The sequence below is a fragment of the Nitrospira calida genome, from assembly GCF_976986435.1.
This window is the reverse complement of record NZ_OZ335950.1, coordinates 680591-703913: the sequence shown is the minus strand read 5'-3', so window position 1 is coordinate 703913 and position 23323 is coordinate 680591. Positions and strand designations below refer to the sequence as shown.

General features: G+C 59.7%; 17 protein-coding genes and 1 pseudogene. 5 read left to right on the top strand and 13 right to left on the bottom strand.

Features of this window, described 5'->3' with window-relative positions; genetic code table 11:
• Positions 1-26: 26 nt before the first annotated feature.
• From ACWHTU_RS03545 to resB, 6 genes are all read right to left on the bottom strand, one after another.
• The gene (locus ACWHTU_RS03545; protein WP_447863303.1) at positions 27-1199 is read right to left on the bottom strand and encodes a geranylgeranyl reductase family protein; all 1173 of its coding nucleotides are present in this window, start codon (positions 1197-1199) and stop codon (positions 27-29) included.
• Positions 1200-1340: 141 nt separating this feature from the next.
• Positions 1341-2087: a cytochrome c biogenesis CcdA family protein gene (locus ACWHTU_RS03540; protein WP_447861702.1), complete on the bottom strand. Its 747-nt coding sequence runs from the start codon at positions 2085-2087 to the stop codon at positions 1341-1343.
• Between the two features lie 2 nt (positions 2088-2089).
• Positions 2090-2650: a peroxiredoxin family protein gene (locus ACWHTU_RS03535; RefSeq protein WP_447861700.1), complete on the bottom strand. Its 561-nt coding sequence runs from the start codon at positions 2648-2650 to the stop codon at positions 2090-2092.
• Positions 2651-2659: 9 nt separating this feature from the next.
• Entirely contained in the window at positions 2660-3280 is a 621-nt protein-coding gene (locus ACWHTU_RS03530; RefSeq protein WP_447861698.1) for a TlpA disulfide reductase family protein, read from the bottom strand.
• A 115-nt stretch (positions 3281-3395) separates the two neighbouring features.
• A complete protein-coding gene (gene ccsB / locus ACWHTU_RS03525; RefSeq protein WP_447861696.1) occupies positions 3396-4310 on the bottom strand; it encodes a c-type cytochrome biogenesis protein CcsB in 915 nt (304 codons plus the stop codon).
• Positions 4311-4390: 80 nt separating this feature from the next.
• On the bottom strand, positions 4391-5824 hold the full coding sequence (gene resB, locus ACWHTU_RS03520; protein ID WP_447861695.1) for a cytochrome c biogenesis protein ResB: 1434 nt from the start codon (positions 5822-5824) through the stop codon (positions 4391-4393).
• Between the two features lie 396 nt (positions 5825-6220).
• Here resB and metK point away from each other — a divergent pair, with 396 nt between their 5' ends.
• The 5 genes and pseudogenes from metK (at position 6221) to ACWHTU_RS03495 (ending at position 12452) form a co-directional block, all read left to right on the top strand.
• Positions 6221-7369, top strand: coding sequence for a methionine adenosyltransferase (gene metK, locus ACWHTU_RS03515; RefSeq protein WP_447861693.1), 1149 nt, complete (start codon positions 6221-6223; stop codon positions 7367-7369).
• Positions 7370-7545: 176 nt separating this feature from the next.
• Positions 7546-8802: an adenosylhomocysteinase gene (gene ahcY, locus ACWHTU_RS03510; RefSeq protein ID WP_447861691.1), complete on the top strand. Its 1257-nt coding sequence runs from the start codon at positions 7546-7548 to the stop codon at positions 8800-8802.
• Positions 8803-9229: 427 nt separating this feature from the next.
• Entirely contained in the window at positions 9230-10294 is a 1065-nt protein-coding gene (locus tag ACWHTU_RS03505) for a two-component system sensor histidine kinase NtrB (protein ID WP_447861689.1), read from the top strand.
• A gap of 394 nt (positions 10295-10688) precedes the next feature.
• On the top strand, positions 10689-11654 hold the full coding sequence (locus ACWHTU_RS03500; protein WP_447861687.1) for a VIT1/CCC1 transporter family protein: 966 nt from the start codon (positions 10689-10691) through the stop codon (positions 11652-11654).
• A 69-nt stretch (positions 11655-11723) separates the two neighbouring features.
• Positions 11724-12452, top strand: a pseudogene (locus ACWHTU_RS03495) (DUF72 domain-containing protein).
• 13 nt (positions 12453-12465) lie between these two features.
• Here ACWHTU_RS03495 and sucD read toward each other — a convergent pair.
• The 7 genes from sucD to ACWHTU_RS03460 form a co-directional block, all read right to left on the bottom strand.
• Positions 12466-13338, bottom strand: coding sequence for a succinate--CoA ligase subunit alpha (gene sucD / locus ACWHTU_RS03490; protein ID WP_447861685.1), 873 nt, complete (start codon positions 13336-13338; stop codon positions 12466-12468).
• A gap of 501 nt (positions 13339-13839) precedes the next feature.
• A complete protein-coding gene (gene sucC / locus ACWHTU_RS03485) occupies positions 13840-15039 on the bottom strand; it encodes an ADP-forming succinate--CoA ligase subunit beta (protein ID WP_447861683.1) in 1200 nt (399 codons plus the stop codon).
• Positions 15040-15116: 77 nt separating this feature from the next.
• Positions 15117-16697, bottom strand: a complete 1581-nt coding sequence (locus ACWHTU_RS03480) for an FAD-binding protein (protein ID WP_447861681.1) — start codon at positions 16695-16697, stop codon at positions 15117-15119.
• A 108-nt stretch (positions 16698-16805) separates the two neighbouring features.
• On the bottom strand, positions 16806-17525 hold the full coding sequence (locus tag ACWHTU_RS03475; RefSeq protein WP_447861680.1) for a 2Fe-2S iron-sulfur cluster-binding protein: 720 nt from the start codon (positions 17523-17525) through the stop codon (positions 16806-16808).
• Between the two features lie 76 nt (positions 17526-17601).
• A complete protein-coding gene (gene icd, locus ACWHTU_RS03470; RefSeq protein ID WP_447861678.1) occupies positions 17602-18873 on the bottom strand; it encodes an NADP-dependent isocitrate dehydrogenase in 1272 nt (423 codons plus the stop codon).
• Positions 18874-19071: 198 nt separating this feature from the next.
• Positions 19072-21318, bottom strand: coding sequence for an aconitate hydratase (locus ACWHTU_RS03465; protein ID WP_447861676.1), 2247 nt, complete (start codon positions 21316-21318; stop codon positions 19072-19074).
• Between the two features lie 77 nt (positions 21319-21395).
• On the bottom strand, positions 21396-23222 hold the full coding sequence (locus ACWHTU_RS03460) for a citrate/2-methylcitrate synthase (RefSeq protein ID WP_447861674.1): 1827 nt from the start codon (positions 23220-23222) through the stop codon (positions 21396-21398).
• Positions 23223-23323 lie beyond the last annotated feature (101 nt).

Sequence of the window (23323 nt, the reverse complement as noted above, 5' to 3'; positions counted from 1 at the left end):
GGCTATCCGCTGTTTGCCGCTTGCTGTCAACGGAATGGTAGAGCCTCGCGTAGGAGTTCGCGGAACGAGGACTTGACGATGCCTTTGGCCTCGTGGAAAAAGCTGTGATAAGTATGCCGCCCGCGCAACACGTCGTAATACAGGTTGATCACTTCCTGATAGCGGTGCATGAGACGGTGGCAAAGCTTGGGAAACGAATAGACGATGCGGGCGATCCGGGAGGCGATGCGGAATTCCGGGTAGATCTCCCGTCTCACCGCCAACTCGTAGTCCATCAGTGAGCGGCGCCGGTCATGAAACGTTCCCAGAACTGAGGCAGCGGCTATCTGCCCGGATCGAACAGCATAGTAAATGCCTTCGCCGAACAGCGGATCGACCAGATGCCCTGCATCTCCGACTAGCAGAGCACGGCCGCAGACCAGCGCGAAGGGGGGCTGTTCCATGAGTCCGACCGCGCGGGGCGAAAAGAGCGGCAACGGATGGCCGGCCGGATGCGGCACAGTGAAACTCGCCAAGCCTTTCTCCTCCCGCACGAACCGATCGAAAATCTGCTTGGGACTCGTCGTTTTGCCCCGAAACTCCGCCACGCCGATGGACAGCCGCTGATGCTTCGGGAAGATCCACGCATACCCTTTAGCCGTCGCCCCCAGATCGATGAGCACCTTCCCTTCGCCCGGATAAGGCGGCATCATGCCGATACCGATCTCGCTCTCCAACGTGGGCATGCGACGCAGACGACGCGCGGGGAACAACCGCTGGGCCACGACGCTATTGGCCCCATCCGCACCGATCAAGACCTTGGCGCGATAGCGGCCCCGGTCTGTCGTGACCTCGATTGCATCCGACAACTGACGGAAGGCCAGAGCCTGCTCCCCTTCATGGACTTCGGTCCCGGCCCGGCGCGCCTTCTCCACCAGCAGATGATCGAAACGGTCTCGCATGACCATGTAGGCGATCGGCTGGGAAGACTCGATGAGAAATGGTTCCTCGCCCCGATAGGTGAACTGCACGCCGTAGATCGTGTGTTCGACCACCGACTTGAAATCGGACTCCAAGATCCGGTCGATTCGGAGCGAGAGTCCTCCGCCGCAGACTTTATACCGGGGATGGAGCTGCTTCTCGAGACCAAGCACGGCCAAGCCCGCGCGGCTGAGTTCATAGGCGGCCGTGGCACCCGCCGGTCCCATCCCAATGACCATGGCGTCGTAGGACTTTATGTGTGGCGCAAGGGGCATGGGTAAACCCGGTCGTCAGTTCTCAGCCTTTCGGATGCTCAGACCTGACAAGGCTCGGCGGTCCTGAACGCGCCCCTGGGCTCAAAGCTGAAAGCCGACGGCTTTTCACTGTCCCAGATACCAGCCGATGCCGTATCGCTCGAGGAAGCTGGTGATCATGGTGAGCGAGTTGGCGTAGATCATCACGCCGACGACGACCAGCAGCACGCCGCTGACCGTCGAGACTCCCCACAAATAGGCACGGACCTCTTTGAAATAGGCGAGGAACCGATCCACGCCGAGAGCGGTCAGAAACAGCGGCAGCCCGAGGCCGAGCGAATAACACGTGAGCAGCGTCACGCCGTCGGTCAACGCATCGGTGGTGCTGGCGTAGAGCAGGATCGTGCCCAGGACCGGCCCGACGCAGGGCGTCCAGCCCGCGGCAAAGGCCACCCCGATGAGAAAAGAACCGAGGTAACCGGCGGGCCGGTTTCGGAAATGGAAGCGTTTCTCGGTCTTGAGAAAATTCAGGTTCAAAATCCCCAGCAGATAGAGCCCGAAAATAACTACCAGGATGCCGCCGAATCGGCGGAGATGTTCCTGATAGGCAATCAGCATCTGCCCGATCAAGCTGGCGGAGGCGCCGAACGCCACGAACACGACGGAAAAGCCCGCGATGAAGAGCAGCGAGTTCATGATGATGGTCTTGCGGAACCGGCTCCGTTCCGCCGCGTCCGTCAGTTGCTCGACCGAGAGGCCCGTGATGTAGGAGATGTAGGACGGCACCAACGGCAGCACGCAAGGCGACACGAACGAGAGCAACCCGGCCGAGAAGGCGGCGAAGAACGAAATCTGCGGGAGCGATTGCGACATGGTCAGAAGGCCTGCACCAGACTTTGAATCAATTGGATCGCTTCAGGACTTTGCCAATCGCGCGCGCCGAAAATCCGATGCCGAATGATGCCGCGACGATCGATCAAAAAGGTCATCGGCAGCGTACGGGCACCATAGGCGATTCCGATGCGGAAGTCGGCATCGTGCAAGATCGGAAAGCTCAAGCCGATCTCCTGTTGAAACGGTCTGGTCACCGCTGCGCCCTGCGGGTCCGTCGAAACCGCCAGGATCTCGAAGTCTCTGCGGTTGAACGCCCGGTAAAGCTGTTCCATCGCCGGCATCTCAAAGCGGCAGGGACCGCACCAGGTCGCCCAAAAATTCACCAGCACCACTTTGCCGCGTAGTCCATCGAGCGAGACGAGGTTTCCGTCGAGATCCCGCAGTTGGAAGGCAGGCGCCGGCTCGCCGAGCCTGGGTCCCGAGCGGTCCGCCACGGGCACGACCTCCGGCGGCGACGACGAAGCGCGCTCGCTCGGTTCGCAGCCCGCCCCCGCCACCACGAGCATGGCGAGCAGGCACATGTACCCCCACTCCTGCAGCATGACGACGGATCACAGACGCGGCGCGTCAGCACCCGAAGAATCGGCCTGTGCGGACTTGGCGCCGGATTTCAGCAACTGCGTCACAATCTGCAGATTGTCCAGTCGGGTCCAGTCGCGAGGCCCGATGATCTTCTCTCGGAGGACACCCTGTTGATCGATAATGTAGGTCTCGGGGACGCCCATCAACTTGTATCGCTTGTCGGTCTGTCCCCAGGAGTCGATGAGAATCGGGAAGGTGAGGTTCAGACTCTTGACGAAGGGCGGAATGTCCTTCTTCGTCGTGACCCGGTCGATGCTGACCGCGAGAATCACCAACCCGTCCTTCTCAAAGTTCCTGTAGAGCACCTCCATGGACGGCATCTCCTCGCGACAGGGCTTGCACCAGGTCGCCCAAAAATTGAGAAACACGACCTTGCCGCGATAATCGGACAGCCGCACTTCCCTATCGTTGAGGTCCGGCAGTGTGAAGTCAGGCGCTTGCTTGCCCACAGTGAGCGGCTCGTATTTGGCGCTCTGCATCCAGACCACACTGAACGCCAGCGCCAGGATTCCCGCCGCCATGAGTACGATCGTCAGGCGCCGCGAGGCCGGTGGCATGTGCGGCGTGTTCCGCACAGATTCGACAGTCATTGGTTTCGCCATGCGTCGTCGAAACAATCCTGAGCGCTCAGTTGAACATCCAGAGTTTTTTGAATTCCGCGCGTGCCGACTCGGAAGTTGGCACTCTGAACTCACACCTTTTCACTTACGCGTACGCGTGGAGGCCGGACAAGAGAAAATTCACACCCCAGAAACAGAAGATCACCATCAAGAACCCGAAGATGGCATAGATAGCGGCCCGACGGCCTTCCCACCCTCTGGTCATCCGAGCATGGATATAGGCGCCGTAAATCAGCCAGACGATCAGCGACCAGGTCTCCTTCGGATCCCAACTCCAGTAGCCGCCCCAGGCGTAGTTGGCCCACATCGCACCCAGGATGATCCCGAACGCTAACAGGGGAAACCCGATCATGATCGCCTTATATCCCAGTTCATCGATGGTTTCGAGATCGGGAAACCCAGCGAACACCCGCGACCGGCTGCCCCGCCGTTCGGCACGCTCCTTCAACAGATACATGACGCCCAGCCCACCCGCCATCGCAAAGGCCGCATAGCTGGTCAAGGTCACGGAGACATGAATGTAAATCCAATAGCTGTTCAAGGCCGGCACGAGCGGTTCAGCCGTTTGATAGCGGTACGGCAGCAACGAGGCCGCACCCATCGCGATGAACCCGATACCGACCACAAAGGCGCCGATCGCCTTGATCCGATACCGGAACTCCAACAGCACATACCCGAGAATGATGGCCCACGAGACATAGGCCATGGCTTCGAACTGGTTAGACCAGGGCGCGAACGTTCCGGAGTGCTGCATGCGCTCGAACGCCCGCGTGCCTAACGCGAGGGTGTTGACGATCCAGCCGAAGATCGTCACCAGCGTCGCCACCTGTCCCAGTTGGGTCGCCCAGGCCCCTTCGCCTTCTTCGATGTGCGCGGTCGGGTGCCCGGCCGGCGCCAATTGCATGGCCGGGCGCCGCACGAATATGTAGGCGATGTACAACACGAGCGCCGCAAGGTAGAGCCAAAAGGTCATGTCGAACAAGAAAAGCGAGCGAACCATATATCCTCCCCGCCGTTCATATCTCGTGAAGCGTCTCTCGTGTTTCCCGACGCACGCTTCACGCGCGACGCTTCACCGATTCATGCATCCAAGGTTTTGATCCGTTGCGTCAGTTTGGCGAATTCCTTCTGGAAATCGATCTGACTCTTGTGCGTCGTCCCGCCGAGATGTACCGTCACGCCGTTCGGCTCCGGGATCACTTTGGCCCATAGCCGCCGATGGTAGATGAACGACGACAGCGTAATGCCGACGACGATCATCGTGGAGCCCACCCAGACAATATTCACCCCGGGATTCTTTGCGATTTGCAAGCCTGTAAATTTCTTCGGCTGATATCCAACCAGCTCGAACGCATACTTCGAACCTTGGATCTCAAACAAGTCGGGATAATGATAAAAAATCCAGGGCGTCGCTTCCAGCGTCTTGCGTTCCTTGATCGCGAGACGGACCGCCGGGTTCGCATGCTCGATGGTCTTCGAGAACACCTTCTTCTCGGTGGAATTGAACGCGAAGTCGGCCACAAAGTCGGTCAGCGTGACCTTCAAGTCCAGCCCATCGACGCTCGTTTCTTTTTGCCATTCCAGATCGACCGTTTTCAAGACCTTGTCGGTCGCCTTGTCCTTGACGTTAATGCGGGCGACTTCGATCCGGTCCCACGCGTCGCCGTAGCTCGATTGATAAAACCAAATACCCTTGTAAACGAGCGGATCATTCACCGTAATCGTTTTCGTGGTCACCGGCACGCCCTGATCAATGACAGTCAGCGTGCTGTTGTAAGACTTGATCGCACCGTTCTCGTAATAGTCGATCCAGAACTTGTCCACCTTCAGGTCGAAATTCCCGCGCGGGATGTGATAAGTCTGTCCCTCCAAACACACGCCGAATTCCTGAAACCCGTAATAGCTGCCGATGAGTCCGCCGAGCACGATCACGGTGGCGCTCAGATGCGCCATATGGGCGCCAACCCGTCCCATCACGCCTTTGGTCGCATAGAGGGTCACCTCGCCCGGCTCATGCTTTGCCAGGACCCGATAGCCCTTTTCGATCAGTATCTCAGCCATGCGTTCAGCCACTTGTTCCTGTGGCGCCGCGACGGGGATCTCGGCCCTCTGCTTCATGTTCCGGATGAACGCCAGGGAGACGTTCACCTTGTCCTGACGCATGGAACGCCAGACGGCCGGGAACCGCTTATAGAAGCAGGTGAGCGAGTTGACGCAGAGCAATCCGAGCAGACCGGTGAACCACCAGGTGTGATAGACGTCGGTAAAGCCCAGGCGCACGAACCAGCGGTAGGCTTCTTCCCCGTACTCCTGGATATACACCTCCGGCCGCTCGCCCTGCTGAACGACCGTCCCAATCGTGGCGGTCATGGCCAGAGCGATGAACAGGAACATGGCCAGTTTGATCGACGCAAAAAACTCGACCAGTTCCCGAGAAAATTCTTCCCACCCCAACCCGGGCGTGGACGGGCGCGCTGCCTCCCGTTCGGAGATTACCTCGGGTTTTCCGTTCATAACGATTCCGTCCTTATTTTCTGAATGTGAATGCCGAAGCCGGCCGGATTCCATCCGGATCCACAGACGAAAAGACCACCCCTCCCGGCGACTCCGGGTGCGGCCGAGGCCTTGAGGCTGGAGAGGCACGCAAACGAGAGAACTCAGGCAAGCCCGCGAAAATCAAGTTATGGTACAAGCCGAGGTAAAGATGTGTCAAGCAACGGACCCCAGCGGACCGGCGGCGCCCCCATACCGATGAATGGTGGACAAATCCCCGCAGCTTGGTTAATATTCGCCAGGGTTTTGGGCGGTGTTGGGAGTGCTGACACATCCAGGCATTGCCTGGACCGACCATCCGAAAGAAGCCTTCGGCCATGCGTCCCCATTCACCCAAAAATTTAGTCAGAGGACACAATGAGAAATAACTATCTGTTCACCTCAGAATCCGTCACCGAAGGTCATCCGGACAAGATCGCCGATCAGATCTCTGACGGCATCCTTGACGCCATCATCGCCAAGGATAAGCACTGTCGAGTCGCCTGCGAGACCATCCTGACGACCGGCATCGCCTTCGTTGCCGGCGAAATCTCCACCACTGCCTACGTCGAGATTCCGGACATCATCCGTCAGGTGATCAAAGATGTGGGCTATACCGACGCCTCCTGGGGATTCGATTACCACACCTGCTCCGTCCTAACATCCATCCACAATCAGTCACCGGACATCGCGCAGGGGGTCGATTCGGGCGGGGCGGGCGACCAGGGACTCATGTTCGGGTACGCCACCAACGAGACTGAGGAACTGATGCCGATGCCGATCGTGCTTGCGCATCGGCTCACCAGGCGGCTGGCCGAGGTGCGGAAAAAGAAAATCCTGCCGTGGGTGCGGCCGGACGGAAAATCGCAGGTGACCATCGAGTACCGGAACTGGAAGCCAGTTCGGGTCGATACGATCGTCGTCTCGTCACAGCATAGTCCGGATGTCACCAGCAAACAGATCGAGCGCGACATTATCGAACACGTCATCAAGCCCGTGATGCCCAAGGGACTCTATGATCCCGCCAGCGTCAAACACTACATCAATCCCACCGGGCGCTTCGTGGTCGGCGGCCCGATGGGCGACACCGGGCTGACGGGGCGCAAGATCATCGTAGACACCTATGGCGGCGTTGGGAGCCACGGCGGCGGGGCGTTTTCCGGCAAAGATCCCACGAAAGTGGACCGCTCGGCCTCATATATGGCCCGCTATATCGCCAAGAACATCGTGGCCGCCGGCTTGGCGGACAAGTGCGAAGTCCAGTTGGCCTACGCAATCGGGGTGGCGGACCCCGTGTCGATCCTGATCGACACCAAGAACACGGAAAAAGTGGCGGTCGAGACGATCGACAAGCTTGTGCGCAAGCATTTCCCCATGACTCCGCGCGGCATCATCGATCACTTGAAGCTCCGACGCCCGATCTTTAGAAAGACAGCGGCTTACGGCCACTTCGGCCGGAATGAACCGGAGTTCACCTGGGAGAAAACGGACAAAGCCAAGATCCTGAAGAAGGAAGCGGGGCTCTGACTGCAGAGGTTTAACAGGCCATGCGCGAAAGGGGACGGAACGCAATCCCGTCCTCTTTTTATTTTTTATATGGTCGCCGGTAGCTGACAGCGAAGAGCTCATGAAGAATTCGGCTGCGTCAGGTTATGTGCTATCAGCTATCCGCTGTTCGTTTTCAGCTTTTTTAGGGAGGACATGTGGATTACGACGTGAAAGACATCAGGTTGGCTGACCAGGGTCGGTTGAAAATCGAATGGGCCGAAGTCACCATGCCGGTGCTGCGCCTGATCCGGAAGCGGTTTAAGCGGGAACAGCCGCTGAAAGGGATACGGATCACCGCCTGCCTCCATGTGACCACGGAGACCGCGAATCTCATGAAGACGCTACAGGCGGGAGGCGCCGAGATCCGGCTCTGCGCGTCGAATCCGCTCAGTACCCAGGACGACGTGGCGGCCTCCCTCGTCCAGCACGACGGCATCGCTGTCTTCGCGATCAAGGGCGAGGACAACCAGACCTACTACCGGCACATCGAGTCGGCCATTGCGCACCGTCCTCAACTGACGATGGACGACGGCGCCGATGTCGTCTCCACCCTCCACGCCAAACGGAAGGATCTGCTCAAACACGTCATTGGCGGCACGGAAGAGACGACGACCGGGGTGATCCGGCTGCGCAGCATGGCGGACCGCAAGGTCCTGCGCTTCCCCGTCATCTCCGTCAACGATGCGGACACCAAGCACATGTTCGACAACCGCTACGGCACGGGGCAAAGCACGCTGGATGGAATCGTGCGCGCGACGAACCGGCTGATCTGCGGCTCGACCGTCGTGGTGGCCGGCTACGGCTGGTGCGGTCGCGGGGTCGCCATGCGCGCAAAAGGCATGGGCGCGGATGTGATTATCACGGAAGTGGATCCGTTGAAAGCGCTGGAAGCGGTCATGGACGGCTTCCGGGTCATGCCGATGGACCAGGCCGCTTCGGTGGGCGACTTCTTCATCACTGTCACCGGCAACCTTAAGGTCATTCGTAGCGAGCATTTCGCCGTCATGAAAGACGGCGCCATTGTCTGCAACTCCGGCCACTTCAACGTGGAGCTAGATATTCCGGCGCTGGAAAAACTCAGCCGCAAGCGGCGGATCGTCCGGCCCGGCGTGGAGGAGTTTACACTGAAGAACGGTCGCCGCGTCAGCCTGCTGGGCGAAGGGCGGTTGGTGAACCTCGCGACCGCCGAGGGCCATCCGTCCAGCGTCATGGATATGAGTTTCGCCAACCAGGCCTTGAGCGCGGAGTATCTGGTGAAGCATCACAAGACGCTGGAGAAAAAGGTGTATCCGGTGCCGGCGGAGATCGACAAGGAGATCGCGCGGCTCAAGTTGGCGGGGATGGGAGTGAAGATTGATCGGCTGACGAAGGAACAAAAGAAATACTTGGCGTCGTGGGAGATGGGGACGTAAAGAGCTGGCCGGGAGTCTCCCATTGGAGGAAAGGTTGCAGTGAGAGAGATCTTCTCGGATACAGCCCTACCTGTCTTCTCTCCCCTCCCGCACAGGAGATGATGCTTCCAGGATGCGGGGAACAGCAGGTCGGCGAGGAAAATACTCTCGGATCGGGGTCATAGGTTCCGGCCCTATCTTGCTTTTTTGGCATCGCCCCGGAATACGACTTGACTCGCCGTGAAGACTCGTCTATGGTTCCTACATCTGCAGGCCGTCTGGGTCTGGTGGGTTTGCTTATCTCTCGCGCTTCTTCACTTCTCTGAATTCCTCCTTGCGCGACTGATTTCCGAATCTACGCAGCTCCTTCGTCAAGCGCCTTCAATCAAGCGTTGTGCGGTCGACGGCAGAACTCCGTTCTGCTTCGAAGGTTCAGAAAGGAGGGTGCATGTTTTTTCCTGCCACGCCGACCATGTGGGCCACCCTGCTGGAAAATATTTTAGCCGGTCTCCCTGCTGCGATTCTCCTTTGCAATGAGCAGCAGGTCATTACGTATGCCAATTCCCTTGCCATCGCGTACTTTGGCCCGTCCCATGCGACCGTGAAGGGGCGTCCACTTTGCGATGTTCTTGAGCTAGCCCCCGAGCTCCGAAGCCGGCTGCAACGCCAACTGCGATCCAGGTCATTCCTTCACGGCCGTCGAAAGCTGGAGGTTGAGGTCGGCCCGCGTATTCTCCGTTACCAACTGTTTCGCGTCACTCCAGCCAGCGCTATCCTGCCACAATCCGGTATCATGCTCTGGGATGTCACCAGTGAGCGACAGGTAGTGGACAGGCTCATTCAGGCAGAGAAACTGACCAACCTCGGGACCCTCGTGGCCGGTCTGGCCCATGAGATCAACAATCCATCGCAGGCGATCCTGGGGACGGCGGAACTCCTGCTCAATGAGCGAGATCCCGATAAGATCCGAGAATACGCTCAGGACATTACCAACTATTCGAAGCACATCGGGAAGGTGGTCCGGGATTTTTCAGGATATGCAAGATCGCCGTACCAGGACGGACGGATCGAAGTGAACCTTCAAGACCGATTAACCGGCGCAGTTCAGATGGTCCGCCGCGGACCATACTTCGGCGGGGTCGAAGTCGTCACAGCGTTCGAGCCGATTCCTGTCCTCCACGCGCGCAAAGGAGAGATCGATCAGTTGTTTGTAAATCTCATCACCAATGCCGCTCAAGCGATGAACGGAAAAGGGCTCTTGACCCTCGCGACGGCGATGGATGCGGATCAGGCCACCATTCATATCAGCGACAGCGGTTGCGGAATTCCTCAGTCCCTCGTGCCCAGGATCTTCGACCCTTTTGTCACAACCAAGGACCCGGACAAGGGGACCGGACTTGGGCTCAGCATCGTTCAGGAGATCATCACCAGATATGGGGGGACCATTACGGTTAAGAGCCAAGAGGGCAAAGGGACCACCTTCACGATTCGGTTCCCTGTGGATCAGGCCTAACGAGGGATCGCCGAAAAGGGGTCGGGAGTCTTTGTTCCCGCTAGGTCAGCATACAGTCAGCGCATTCATTCGCCGGCAAGTGGGACCGCATTGCCTTCCGCTTTCGCGCCCAGTCGAGCGGCCAGCTGATCTCGATTAGCGCTTCGCGGAACACGCACGCTTCAATTCGAAGTTCGAAGGCCGGTGGGAGCCCCTCCTCTAAGATCATCCGCCGAACCGCCTCGATCTTCCGGCGGCGAGCCGCCCACTGAGTCGACTGGGCTGCCTGTTGCATGTAGGGAGTCTGAAGGTGGAACGGCGCGTCATAGGGGAATCACCCGCGGATCTACACAGAAAATGAAAAACAGGCGCGCGCTTTTCTGCTACAATTAATTTTCTCTTCGATGGTCAGCCCATGGAAACACCCCATCACCACGATCCCAAGCTTGTGCGGACGCTGATCTTGGACGAGCTGTTCGACCAGTCACTGTATCGCGCCTTGCGGGAGATCTCGCCCGACAAGGACGCACAGAAGGTACTCGATGAGCTGGTCCAGGTGGAGATTCAGCACCTGGCGTTCTGGCAGAAGTTCTTCGATTCCACGCTGGACACCCTCGATTTGGGCCGGCGCGTGAAGCTGCGCGTCATCGTGCTGGCCTGCCGGCTGTTCGGGACCACGGCGGTCCATTTGATCCTCGAAGCGATCGAGGTCTACGGCGTAAGGAAATATCTCTCGCTGTGGAAGAGCTATCAAGGCCAGCCCTTGGGCGACGCGCTCAAAGGGATTCTCATGGACGAGTTCAAACATGAGGATACACTCGTCACGCAACTGACCGAGCGGAAGATCAATGCGGAGAAGATCAGGAACATCTTCCTGGGATTGAATGACGGGCTGGTCGAAATCCTCGGAGCGGTGAGCGGCTTCTTCGGCGCCTTCGGCGACGCCGTGATGGTCTTGATCGCCGCGTCGACGACTGCCGTGGCGGGCTCGCTTTCGATGGCCGCCGGCGCCTTCTTGGCGTTGAATTCCGAGAAAGAGGTGAAAACGACCGAGTCGTTGAAGAGGCAGTTCTTGGGCGAGGAAGCGCATTCGGCCGACATGGAGGAACAGCCCTTCGGGTCGGCCGTGGTCGTCGGCGCCAGCTATTTCGCCGGCGCAATGATCCCGGTTCTCCCCGTCCTGTTTGGCGCCACGAACGCCGTGATCTCCGTACTGACGGCCGGCCTCGTCATTATCGTGGTCTCCACAGTTCTCGCCTTCTTGTCCGGCATGAATGTGCGGCGCCGGATCGTCATGAATCTCGTGATCATCACAGCGGCCGTCATCATTACCTATGCCATCGGTATCGCCGCAAAGACACTCTGGGGCATCTCCGTGTAAAGCTGGCGGCGGATAGCTGACAGCTTATGGCAGGCAGCGAATAGTGAATACCAGGTAACCGGCGCCGGCTTGTCCATAGCGCATATCTTCATCGGCTTCTCCGGCTATTCTTACAAACCCTGGCAAGGGCCCGGACGTTTTTACCCGGAAGGTCTCAAGTCGTCTGAGTTCCTGCGTTACTATGCCACCCGGTATCGGACCGTCGAATTGGATGGAGTCTGGTATCGCCTGCCGACCGAACAAACCGTTCGATCGTGGATCGAGCAGACTCCCTCGGCCTTTCTCTCTGCACCCAAGGCTCACCGCTGGATTCTTCACATGTCGAGGCTGAAGCCGGAGGCACTGTCATTCACGCAGCTCATGCGGGACCGGCTGGCACCGCTGGCCAAGAACCGGCATCTCGGCCCGATCCTGCTGCAACGGCCGCCAAACCTGCGACGCGACGATGCCCGTCTTGCCGATTTCCTCGGCAAGCTACCAAGGGGCTTTCGCTGGGCTATCGAGTTTTGCCACGAGTCGTGGAACGTTGCCGAGGTCGAAGCGCTGCTGATGAAGCACGGCCTCGCCTAGATACCAGCCGACATGGATAAGCGACCGGCTGAACGTCGTCACACGGCCGACTTTTACTACCTCCGTCTCCGCCGCAGCAGATATGACGAGAAGGCGTTAGCCAAGTGGGCCGAATGGCTGAAGAAGGAAGCGCAGGCCGGGAAAGAGTGCTCCGTGTACTTCAAGCACGAAGACGAAGGCTCGCTGTGCGTGTGGGCTGATCGGCTGTTGGTCTTAATCGCAAGGTAGGACCGCAGAACGGTTATCTCCCCAACGCTGCCTTCACGGTCGCGCCGATCTCGGCTGGATTGCGGACGACGCGGACGCCGGCCGCTTCGAGCGATGCCATCTTCTCGGCGGCCGTGCCTTTGCCGCCAGTGATAATGGCACCCGCGTGCCCCATGCGACGACCGGGCGGCGCGGTGATGCCGGCGATGAAGCCGATCACCGGCTTGCGAATGTGCTGTTTGATGTAAGCGGCGGCTTTCTCTTCGGCGTCGCCACCAATCTCGCCGATCAGGACGATCGCCTGTGTTTCGGGGTCTTGCTCGAACAGCGGCAGGACGTCCACGAAGCTGGTCCCGTTGACCGGATCCCCGCCGATCCCGATACAGGTCGTTTCGCCAAGCCCCAGCGTGGACAGTTGATGCACCGCTTCATAAGTCAAGGTTCCGCTGCGGGAGACCACCCCGACGACACCGCGCTTATGAATGAAGCCCGGCATGATGCCGATCTTGCATTCCTCGACCGTGATGATGCCGGGACAGTTGGGCCCAATAAGCCGGACATCGCGCCCGCGCAGCGCACGCTTGACGCGGACCATGTCGTTCACCGGAATCCCTTCCGTGATGCAGACAATCAGTCTGATGCCGGCATCAGCGGCTTCCAGGATCGCATCAGCGGCGAAGGCCGGCGGCACAAAGATCAACGAGGTATCGCATTGGGTCTTCTTCACCGCCTCACGGACGGTGTTAAAAACCGGAATCCCTTCAATTTCTTGCCCGGCCTTCCCCGGCGTCACCCCCGCGACCACCTGCGTCCCATAGGCCTTGCACTGCGTCGCATGAAACGACCCTTCCTTCCCGGTAATCCCCTGCACCACCACACGGGTGTTCTTATCGACCAAAATGCTCACGTTTTTTCCTTCCTTCTTTATTCCTCAGATCCCCCCTCCCCTAAAGGGCGAGGAACAAAACTGCATAGCCGGGGCGGGGAGACTCTCGCAGCGTCATCAGAGCGCCGTTGCGAACCGCTCTTGCTGAGCCGGCGCGACCCGCCGCAGGCGGGATGGCGAGCACTGTTCGAAACTGCGTTGGCGCTTCGCGCTAAAACGCAGCGAGTTGCACAGCCAAGTAGAGGCGAGGCTTAGAGCGGTCAACGGCGCTCTGTGGCTTCGCGCGGAGAGAGTCTCCCCGCCCTTGGCCACCACCTTTATATTTATATATTTACGCCGTCGCCACCGCCCCTATCTGATCCTTGCCCCCTGCCTATTTCTGCCTATTTCCATCTCCCTCGTCCGGCGATGCGCGCATCGCGGGTGGCGCCGACCTGGGAGCCCGTCCGCCCGCAGCGGGGCCCTACACCGGGCGGGGTGCGAGGACGGACGGGCTGGTCGGCGACAGGCCCCGCGTCCGCGCTACGCCGTCGCCACCGCCTTCTTCCGCTTCTTCCCCGTCACCCCCACAATCTTCTGCGCCGCCTCCCACAGATCCGTCGCCACATCCACTTTCAACCCGGACTCCAGCAGCAGTTTCCGGCCCTCCTCCGCATTCGTCCCCTGCAGGCGCACGACAACCGGCACCTTAATATCGACCTCTTTCGCCGCCTCAATGACGCCGTGGGCGATCCGCTCGCAGCGCACGATGCCGCCAAAGATATTGATGAAAATGCCCTTCACGTTCTTGTCCTTGAGCAGGATGCGGAATCCCGCCGCCACGGTCTCCTTAGTCGCCCCACCGCCCACGTCGAGAAAATTGGCCGGCTCGCTGCCCGCCAGTTTGATCACGTCCATCGTCGCCATCGCGAGCCCGGCGCCATTGACCATACAGCCGATGTTGCCGTCTAGCTTCACATAGTTCAGGTTGTTGGCGCCGGCCTCAATCTCGAGCGGTTCTTCCTCGTGCAGATCGCGCATCGCTTGCACGTCGGTGTGCTTGAAGAGGCCGTTGTCGTCGAACGACACTTTGCCGTCGAGGGCGACCAGCTTTTTGTCCGTGGTGACGACCAACGGGTTGATCTCGACCAGCGAGGCATTCTTCTCCATGAAGAGGCGATAAAGGTTGCCGAGCATCTGGACGAACGGATTGAGCAGGGTCGGCTCAATGGACGGCAGGCCCAGCCCGAATGCCAGATTACGGCCGTTGTAATTTTGGAAGCCAACCGCCGGGTCGATCGGCTCTTTGACAATCTTCTCCGGCATGTGCGCGGCGACTTCCTCGATTTCCATGCCGCCTTCCGTGCTGGCGATGAACACCGGCCAACCTGCATCCCGGTCGACCAACAGACTCAGATAGAGCTCCTTGGCAATCCCTATTCCCTCTTCGATCAGTAGGCGGCGGATTTTCCGTCCTTTCGGGCCAGTTTGATGCGTCACCAGCGTCTTGCCGAGCAGTTCCTTGGCGAGAACGGGAACCTCGGCGCGGTCCTTCGTGATTTTGACACCGCCGGCTTTACCGCGCCCACCCGCATGGATTTGCGCCTTCACCACAAAGACCGGGCTGTTCAACTGCGCAGCCCATTTCTCCGCGGCCAGCGGCGTTCTAACTTCCTTTCCGCGCGGCACCGGCACGCCGAACTGCGCGAACAACTGCTTGGCCTGAAATTCGTGGATGTTCATGGTTCTCCTTTAAGCGAATAGCGAGCAGCTAGTTGTTGAACGTCTTGGCTAGCTATGGCTACCGCTGTTGCTGTTCGCTATTCCTTTCGCGCGTACGCCGGCAAGACCATCGGCGAGAAGATGGAGAAGGTCGCTCCGTGTTTGCGGGCTTCGGCGCGGAACCGGGCGAGATGGTTCAACGTCAACTTGCCCTGCGACATCGAGGCGGCCCGCTGCGCCGCTGTGGTGCCCGAGCGCTTCCCGAACACCATCAGATCCAGGAGTGAATTACCCATCAAGCGATTGCGCCCGTGCAGACCGCCCGAGGCTTCCCCGGCGACGAAAAGGTTCCGCACCTCGGACTCGCCGTTCACGTCGATCTTCACGCCGCCGTTCTGGTAATGCAGCGTCGGATAGATCAGCACCGGATCCTTGCTGATGTCGATCCCGAAGCGTTCGTATTGGCGTACCATCGCGGGGAAATGCTTCTCCAGCGTGCCCGGTCCGTGCTCGACTTCCAGCAACGGCGTGTCCAGCCACACGCCGACGCGACCGGACATGGTGCGGATACCCCGTCCTTCTTCGCACTCGCGGATGATCGAAGAGGACACAACGTCACGGGTGTCCAGCTCGTTGACAAACCGCTCGCCCCGCGCATTCACCAGATGACCACCTTCCGATCGGATCCCTTCCGTCACCAGCGCCCCCGCCAATTGCTCCGGATAGACGGCCCCAGACGGATGGTACTGGAACGTATCGATCTGGACCAACTTGGCGCCTATCCGATAGGCCAGGCAGAGCCCGTCGCCCGTCGCGCCATAGTGGTTGCTGGTCGGAAAGCCTTGAATATGCAGCCGCCCAATGCCGCCGGTCGCCAGAATCACGGCCTTGGCCGCGACGACGATGTACCGCTTGTTGTCTAGATCTCGCAGGATCGCGCCGGTGCAGGCGCCGTGATCGTCGCTCAACAATTCGACGACGGCGCAAAACTCCAGAAGCTGGATCTTCCGGTTCAACACCTCGTCCTTGAGCACCCGCATGATTTCCAGCCCCGTATAGTCGGAGCAAGTCAGGAGTCGGGGTTTGGAGCTGCCCCCGCCCTTCTTGACGTGCAGGTTGCCGTCGGCGTCCCGATCGAAGAGCACCCCCAACTCGATCAGCCACTTGGCGACGGACGGGCCTTCTTCCACCATCACCTTGAGCAGTTGACGGTCATTCTGCATGTGCCCGCCCTTGAGCGTATCCAGGAAATGTTGGATGGGTGAGTCCTCCGGCGCGACGGACACCTGCATGCCGCCCTGGGCCATCACGCTGTTGGAATCGCCCAAGCGGAGCTTCGTGGCCAAGATGACTTTCGCGCCGTGCCCATGCGCGTGCAGCGCGGCTGCGCACCCGGCCCCGCCCCCGCCGACAACGAGCACATCCGTCGTATAGGCCGGCGTCAAGTCGAGGTCATCCGGAATCGGGCTGTCGCCTTCGAGCAAGGCAGCCAATTCCACGACCGTCTTCTCACCGGCGTTGGGGCCGAAGCGGAGCGTTCGGTAGGCGCTTTCGCGGTAATCGGGGTGGTATTTCTTGATCAGCGTATCGCGTTCGGCGGGAGAATATTTGGGCAACGTCTGCGTGCGCCGAAAATCCCGGGTCTTGTGCACGATCTGCTGGAGAACGTGAATGTCCATCGAACAGCTCTCAGCTTCCAGCTGTCAGTACGAGCCAGCCTAAAGCGTCGACTTCCAATTCGTCGTTCCGGCTGAGGGCTGATCGTTGATTGCTGAAAGCTTTGTTCTTCATTTCACTTCCGCGCACGCGTTCGCCAACTCTTGGTCGTTCATGTTCAGGATCTTGTTCCACTCCGCCTCGTATCGGCCTTCCTGGATCTCCTTGATCCTTCGGTCAAGCCGTTCCGGCTTCTCTGTGAAATGGGCACCCTGGACGCGGCTGACGTACAATGCAACGAAATTCGGTGCGATGTCGGCGATGCACACCGGCGCGCAGAGCCCGCACATGACGCAATCCATGAACATCTCGGAGACACCCTTGAAATCGCCGAACACCGCTTTCCAGACTCCTTCGCGGACGTCGATCTTCTGCGGACAGGCTTCGGTGCAGGCGTTGCAGTTCCGGCAGAGCGGCGCTTCCGGATAGAGATTGAAGAGATCCTGCTTGGGATCCTCCAGTTTGGAAATATCGTAGATAGCCTTCCGGGCGGGAAACGGCGGCACCATGGAAAAGGACATGCCGTCTTCCACCGCGGTCTGACAGGCCAGGCAGGTCTTGACCTTGGGATCGTCTTTCGTCCGGTAGTAGGTCGCGCAGGCGCCGCAGAACCCGCCGAGACACCCGGCGCCGCGGACGACCTCTTGCCCGGTGTACCAGAGCGCCTTGATCACGGTGATCCCTTCCGGTACCTGATACGTCTTCCCGGCGATCTCCACCGTCACCATCTTCGGCCGGAGGACTTCCTCCTGGTCGATGACGTTCTGGGTATCGTAATTCTCTGCGGCCATACACACTAACGGGTTGAAGGCAAGGGGTCGGCGGCGAGAGGGAAGAGCCTCATTCCGCACCCCTCGCCATCCGCCGCTATTCCATGTTCCTGATGATCTCTGTCCCGTACTCGGAGCACTTGATCTCCTTGACGTCCGTCCGCCCTTCTTCTCTCATCAACCGGGCGAAGTCGTAGGTAACCGTCCCGTTGGCGATCGTCTTGGACATGCCCTTCTCGATTAACCGCGCCGCTTCGGTCCAGCCCATATACTCCAGCATCATGACGCCGGAGAGCAAGACCGCCCCGGGATTGACTTTGTCCTGCCCCGCGTACTTGGGCGCGGTCCCATGGGTCGCCTCGAACCAGGCATGGCCGGTCACATAGTTGATGTTGGCGCCCGGCGCGATGCCAAGCCCGCCCACCTGCGCCGCGAGCGCATCGGAAATGTAGTCGCCGTTCAGGTTCATCGTGGCGATCACGTCGTATTCGGCCGGCCTGGTGAGAATCTGCTGCAAGAAGTTGTCGGCAATCGCGTCTTTGATCAACAGTTTCCCAGGAGGCGGGTTGCCGCCGCAGTCATCCCAGGCGACCGTCTTGTCCGGGAATTCCTTCTTCGCCAATTCATAGCCCCACTTGCGAAACGCGCCCTCGGTGAATTTCATGATATTGCCCTTGTGCACCAGCGTCACGCTCTTGCGCTTGTTGGCCAGCGCCCAGTTGATCGCCGCGCGCACCAGGCGGTGGGTACCCTCCTCGCTAATCGGTTTTACCCCGATGCCGGACGTCTCTGGGAACCGGATCTTCTTCACGCCCATCTCCTTCTGCAGGAAGTCGATGACTTTCTTGACCTCGGGCGTGCCCTTTTCCCATTCGATGCCGGCATAGATGTCTTCACTGTTTTCCCGGAAGATCACCATATCGACCAGTTGAGGCTTCTTCACCGGCGCCGGCACCCCGGTGTACCACTTGACCGGGCGCTGGCAGACGTACAAATCGAGCAGTTGCCGAAGGGCCACGTTGATGCTGCGGAACCCGCCGCCGACCGGAGTGGTCAACGGCCCCTTGATTCCGATCATGTATTCTTTGGAAGCAACCAAGGTGTCGTCGTGCAGCCAGGTGTTTTCCCCGTAGATTTTGTTGCACTTCTCGCCCGCATACACTTCGAACCACTCGATCTTTCGCTTGCCGCTGTAGGCTTTTTGCACCGCCGCATCGAACACGCGCACGGAGGCAGCCCAGATGTCCGGCCCGGTTCCATCGCCTTCGATGAACATCACGATCGGATTGTCCGGCACGTGGAGCTTCCCGTCCGGTCCCATCGTGATTTTTTGCCCCTTCGTCGGTGGTGTCAGCTTCGCATATCCCATCGCTCACCTCTCCGTTGATGATAAGGATATTTGTGGTGGCCTGAGCCCGATGTCCAATGCCAAGGTCGCCAGGCCAGCCAGCTCACCGACTCGCTGGCGTCCGCATACGCGACGCCGCCTCCCCGTTGCTCTTCGACTGCAACGGGGGAATCGCCGCGCCGCGAACCCTCCCGCACCGGACCGCGAACCTGTTGGTCTTCAACTCAGAGCATTCAAGGCCGATCCAGCCTTGAACCATCCGATCTGCTGTTCCGTCAAGCTGTGGTTTGCCTGAATGGCGATCTCTCTGCCATCCGGCTTGTGAATGATCACCCGGACCGGCTTGCCCGGTGCCAAGTCCTTCAGCCCCGTGATGCTGATGCGATCGTACTGCTCGATCTTGTCGTAGTCGGCGGGATCGGCGAAGGTCAGCGGAAGAATCCCCTGCTTTTTCAGATTTGTCTCGTGGATGCGCGCGAAACTCTTGGTCAGCACCACGCGAACATTCAGATAGCGGGGCGACATGGCCGCATGCTCGCGGCTGCTCCCCTCGCCGTAGTTCTCATCGCCGACCACCACCGACCCGATGCCCTTCGCTTTGTAGCGCCGGGCGATCTGCGCGATCGTGAGCCCCGACTCGCCCGTTAGCACATCGGTACCTTTCCCAATCTCCGGGAAGAACGCGTTGTTAGCGCCGAGGAACATGTTGTCGCTGATCTTATCCAGATGGCCACGGTACTTGAGCCACGGACCCGCCGGCGAAATGTGATCCGTCGTCGTCTTTCCTTTGGTCTTGATGAGCAACGGCAGCTTGATGAAATCTTGACCGTCCCAGCGGGGGAACGGTTGGAGCAACTGCAACCGCTCGCTGTCAGGAGGGATGTCCACTGTGAGCGCCTCGCCGTCCTCGGCGGGCGGAACATAGCCTTCTTCGCCCTTCGCAAACCCCTTTGCCGGCAGTTCCTCACCTTGCGGAGGCTCAAACCGGAATTCCCGGCCGTCCGCTCCTTTCAGCGTCCCGCGTACCGGGTCGAAGGTGAGATCCCCTGCAAAGGCATACGCCGTCACAATCTCGGGGCTCGCGAGGAAAGAGAGGGTCTCGTTGATGCCGTCGTTGCGGCCAGGAAAGTTCCGGTTGAACGAGCTGACGATCGAATCCGCCCGGCCTTTGACGGCGTCCGCTCGTTTCCATTGACCGATGCAGGGACCGCAGGCGTTGGCCAGGACGGTGGCCCCCATCTGCTCAAAGGCGTCCATGAAGCCGTCCCGCTTCATTGTGTGGAAGATTCGCTCGGAGCCGGGTGTGACCAGGAACGCGGTCTTCGCCCTGAGCCCCGCCTTCAGTCCCTGGCGGGCAACGTGGGCTGACCGGCTGATGTCTTCATAGGAAGAGTTGGTGCAACTGCCGATCAGCGCCGCTTTGAGTTCGACTGGATAACCCTTCTCCTTGGCTTCCGCCGCCATCTTGGAGATCGGCCTGGCCAGGTCCGGCGTGTGCGGCCCGACCACATACGGCTCGAGTTGCGACAGGTCGATTTCGACGATTTGGTCAAAGTACTTCTCCGGCGATTGCAGCACGTCCGGATCGGCGGTGAGCAACTCGCGATTCGCCAGGGCCAGGTTCGCGATATCCGCACGGTCCGTAAGATTCAAGTACGCTACCATTTTCTGGTCGAACGGAAATATCGACGTCGTGGCGCCCAACTCGGCACCCATGTTGGTGATCGTACCCTTCCCTGTGCAACTGATGGTTTCGGCGCCTGGGCCGAAATACTCCAGAATCTTGTTCGTGCCCCCTTTCACGGTGAGCAGACCGCAGATATACAGGATCACGTCCTTCGGAGACGCCCAGCCGTTCAATTTGCCGGTCAACCGGACACCGATCAGCTTGGGATGGAGGACTTCCCACGGAAGCCCGGCCATGACCTCGCCCGCGTCGGCTCCGCCGACGCCGATCGCCAGCATGCCGAGGCCGCCGGCGTTGGGCGTATGGGAGTCCGTCCCGATCATCAACCCGCCGGGGAACGCGTAGTTTTCGAGGACGACTTGATGGATGATGCCGGAGCCAGGCTTCCAGAATCCGATCCCATACTTCTTTGCAGCCGAGGCGAGGAAGTTATAGACTTCCCGGTTCTCGTCCATCGCGCGCAGCAGGTCTTTCTGCGACCCGACTTCCGCGCGAATCAGGTGGTCGCAATGGATCGTGCTCGGCACGGCGACCTTCTTCTTCCCGGCCTGCATGAACTGCAGCATGGCCATTTGCGCCGTCGCGTCCTGCATGGCGACCCGATCCGGCCGCAACGTCAACATGGCCTTGCCTCGTTCCCACACCTGAGTGTCGAAATTGTCGGCGTGCGCCACGAGAATCTTTTCCGTCAGCGTAAGCGCGCGGCCGAACTTCTTGCGCGCTTTCGCCAGCTTCTCCGGCATCGACGCATACAGTGTTTTGGCTATTTCCAGCGACATGGGACTCTCCTCAGCTCATGGCGAATAGCCGATAGCAAGCGGCCAAAAACTATTCGCTGTTTGCTCTTGGCGACGTGCTATTTCACAGGCGGCACCTCGCGCCGCCTGGGCGCGGCGTAGTTGACCAGATAGTCGAATAGCCGGATCAGCCGGCTGTCCTGGCGTTTCTGATCGATCCAGTGACCGATCAGGCCGATCGTTCGGGCCAGGATGAAGAAGCCGTTCAGACTGTCGACGGGGAAGCCCAGATCCACGAGGACGGCCGCCATCGTACCGTCCACGTTCAGGATCAGGTTTTCTTTTTTCGCCGAGGTCACCTTCTCGACCGCTAAGGCGAAGTCCAAGTGCGGCGTCTTGATGCCGAGGCTCTTGACATAGCTGACCAACTCCTTCACCCGCTTGTCCGGATTTCGCACGCTCTTGACGCGATGGCCGATGCCGGGAACCGGGCCGACGTTTTGCTTCATGTACGAAAGAAATTCATCCACCGTCATCTTGTTGTCCACCGCGTACTTGAAATAGCGGCCGGCGTCGGTGACCGCGCCGCCGAACCGAGGCCCGATCATGATCAGCCCGGCCGCAACCGCCTGGGCCATGCCGATCCCGGCGCAGGCCGCAATGATCGTGGCCAGCGCGCCGCTCACGCAGGGACCGTGGTCGGCAGACAACATGATGATCCGCTTGATGACCTCCGCTTCCTGCTGGGAGATGAGCCGTTTGTCCCAGAGGAGACCGATGATGTGGGGGATGTCGTAACCCTTATTGATCAACTCCGAAGCGGGATAGCCGTCGTAGAGCGGTTCGTCGCCGCGATCGTCGCTGATCGTGGTCTTGATCAGCGGCGCCACCGTGACTTCGCCGGTCTTCATGGCTTCGTCGACGGTCTTGGGGAGCTTCGGCAGATCAGCCGGGCTCAAGTCGGGAATCGGCACGACCTGCCCCGTTTTGACGAATTCATCGTACATTTCCTTGATGGCCGGACCCAAGGCGCCGAAGGTCGGCGGGACGATCGCGCCAGCCTTCTTGAGCGCTTCGGACTTCGAGCGGGCCGACCCTTCGCCCTTCAGGCCTTCTTTGGCGCCGGCATGGCCGAACTTCATGCCCTTTGGCAGACTTTCTTGGCAGAACCCTGATACCACCGCCAGGAGCTTGATCCGCCGCTTCCTTGCGCCGTACCACTCGGCTGCCCGCTCCTCCAAATCGCCGCCCATCTCCCCGACGATCACCACTGCCTTCGTTTGGGGATCCTGTTCAAACATTTCCAAATAGGTGACGTAATCCGTACCGGGATAGGCGTCGCCGCCGATGCCGATCGCGGTGGTGATGCCGTCGGCGAACTGGGAACAGATCCAGATGATCTCGTTCGAGAGGCCACCGGATTTCGTGATGACGCCGAATGAGCCCTCGCGATAAAGCTTGCAGGCGACAAGGTTGTCGAATGCGCCGCCGATGACGCCAAGCCGGCAGGAACCCGCCGAAATGATGCCGATGGAGGAAGGTCCGTTGAAGATCTTGCCCAGCTTGACCGCATGACGGCCGAGCAGCTTCGCGTCCTTCTCGGGCACGCCTTCCGTGATCATCGACACAAGCTGAATCTTCGGATCGTTGAGCGCCTCCATTCCCGCGGCCAGGGCTCGGTCAGCGCCGATGTAGACGAGGCTCGTATTGATCTGCGGATGGTTGGCGGTCGCCTCAGCGATGCTCTTGTATACCGGAATCGTCACTAGACCGCTGCCGTACGGCACTTCGTTGGTCTTACCCGCGTCCGGTGGATAGACGAACGCGTCCACGTTTAGCGGACGCTTGATCATGTAACAGAACTCGGCCATCCGACGCGCGGCGTTCAAGCCCGCCGCTCCACCCTGGATCACCACCCGGGTGTCTTTGTTCGCGAGAATACTCATCGGGGTCTCCCCTTCTTAACCAACCGTGACGGATGACGAATGATGAGGGGCGGAAGAAACTGAGCCCTTCCCCCGCGCGCTACCTGCTCATCACGCGTCGT

What these genes read in the sequence shown, in the direction of transcription:
- ACWHTU_RS03545 (WP_447863303.1), bottom strand. Translation starts at nt 1,199, where the DNA reads ATGGTCATTGGGATGGGACCGGCGGGTGCCACGGCCGCCTATGAACTC.
- ACWHTU_RS03540 (WP_447861702.1), bottom strand. Translation starts at nt 2,087, where the DNA reads ATGTCGCAATCGCTCCCGCAGATTTCGTTCTTCGCCGCCTTCTCGGCC.
- ACWHTU_RS03535 (WP_447861700.1), bottom strand. Translation starts at nt 2,650, where the DNA reads ATGCTGCAGGAGTGGGGGTACATGTGCCTGCTCGCCATGCTCGTGGTG.
- ACWHTU_RS03530 (WP_447861698.1), bottom strand. Translation starts at nt 3,280, where the DNA reads ATGACTGTCGAATCTGTGCGGAACACGCCGCACATGCCACCGGCCTCG.
- ccsB (WP_447861696.1), bottom strand. Translation starts at nt 4,310, where the DNA reads ATGGTTCGCTCGCTTTTCTTGTTCGACATGACCTTTTGGCTCTACCTT.
- resB (WP_447861695.1), bottom strand. Translation starts at nt 5,824, where the DNA reads ATGAACGGAAAACCCGAGGTAATCTCCGAACGGGAGGCAGCGCGCCCG.
- metK (WP_447861693.1), top strand. Translation starts at nt 6,221, where the DNA reads ATGAGAAATAACTATCTGTTCACCTCAGAATCCGTCACCGAAGGTCAT.
- ACWHTU_RS03505 (WP_447861689.1), top strand. Translation starts at nt 9,230, where the DNA reads ATGTTTTTTCCTGCCACGCCGACCATGTGGGCCACCCTGCTGGAAAAT.
- ACWHTU_RS03500 (WP_447861687.1), top strand. Translation starts at nt 10,689, where the DNA reads ATGGAAACACCCCATCACCACGATCCCAAGCTTGTGCGGACGCTGATC.
- sucC (WP_447861683.1), bottom strand. Translation starts at nt 15,039, where the DNA reads ATGAACATCCACGAATTTCAGGCCAAGCAGTTGTTCGCGCAGTTCGGC.
- ACWHTU_RS03480 (WP_447861681.1), bottom strand. Translation starts at nt 16,697, where the DNA reads ATGGACATTCACGTTCTCCAGCAGATCGTGCACAAGACCCGGGATTTT.
- ACWHTU_RS03475 (WP_447861680.1), bottom strand. Translation starts at nt 17,525, where the DNA reads ATGGCCGCAGAGAATTACGATACCCAGAACGTCATCGACCAGGAGGAA.
- icd (WP_447861678.1), bottom strand. Translation starts at nt 18,873, where the DNA reads ATGGGATATGCGAAGCTGACACCACCGACGAAGGGGCAAAAAATCACG.
- ACWHTU_RS03465 (WP_447861676.1), bottom strand. Translation starts at nt 21,318, where the DNA reads ATGTCGCTGGAAATAGCCAAAACACTGTATGCGTCGATGCCGGAGAAG.
- ACWHTU_RS03460 (WP_447861674.1), bottom strand. Translation starts at nt 23,222, where the DNA reads ATGAGTATTCTCGCGAACAAAGACACCCGGGTGGTGATCCAGGGTGGA.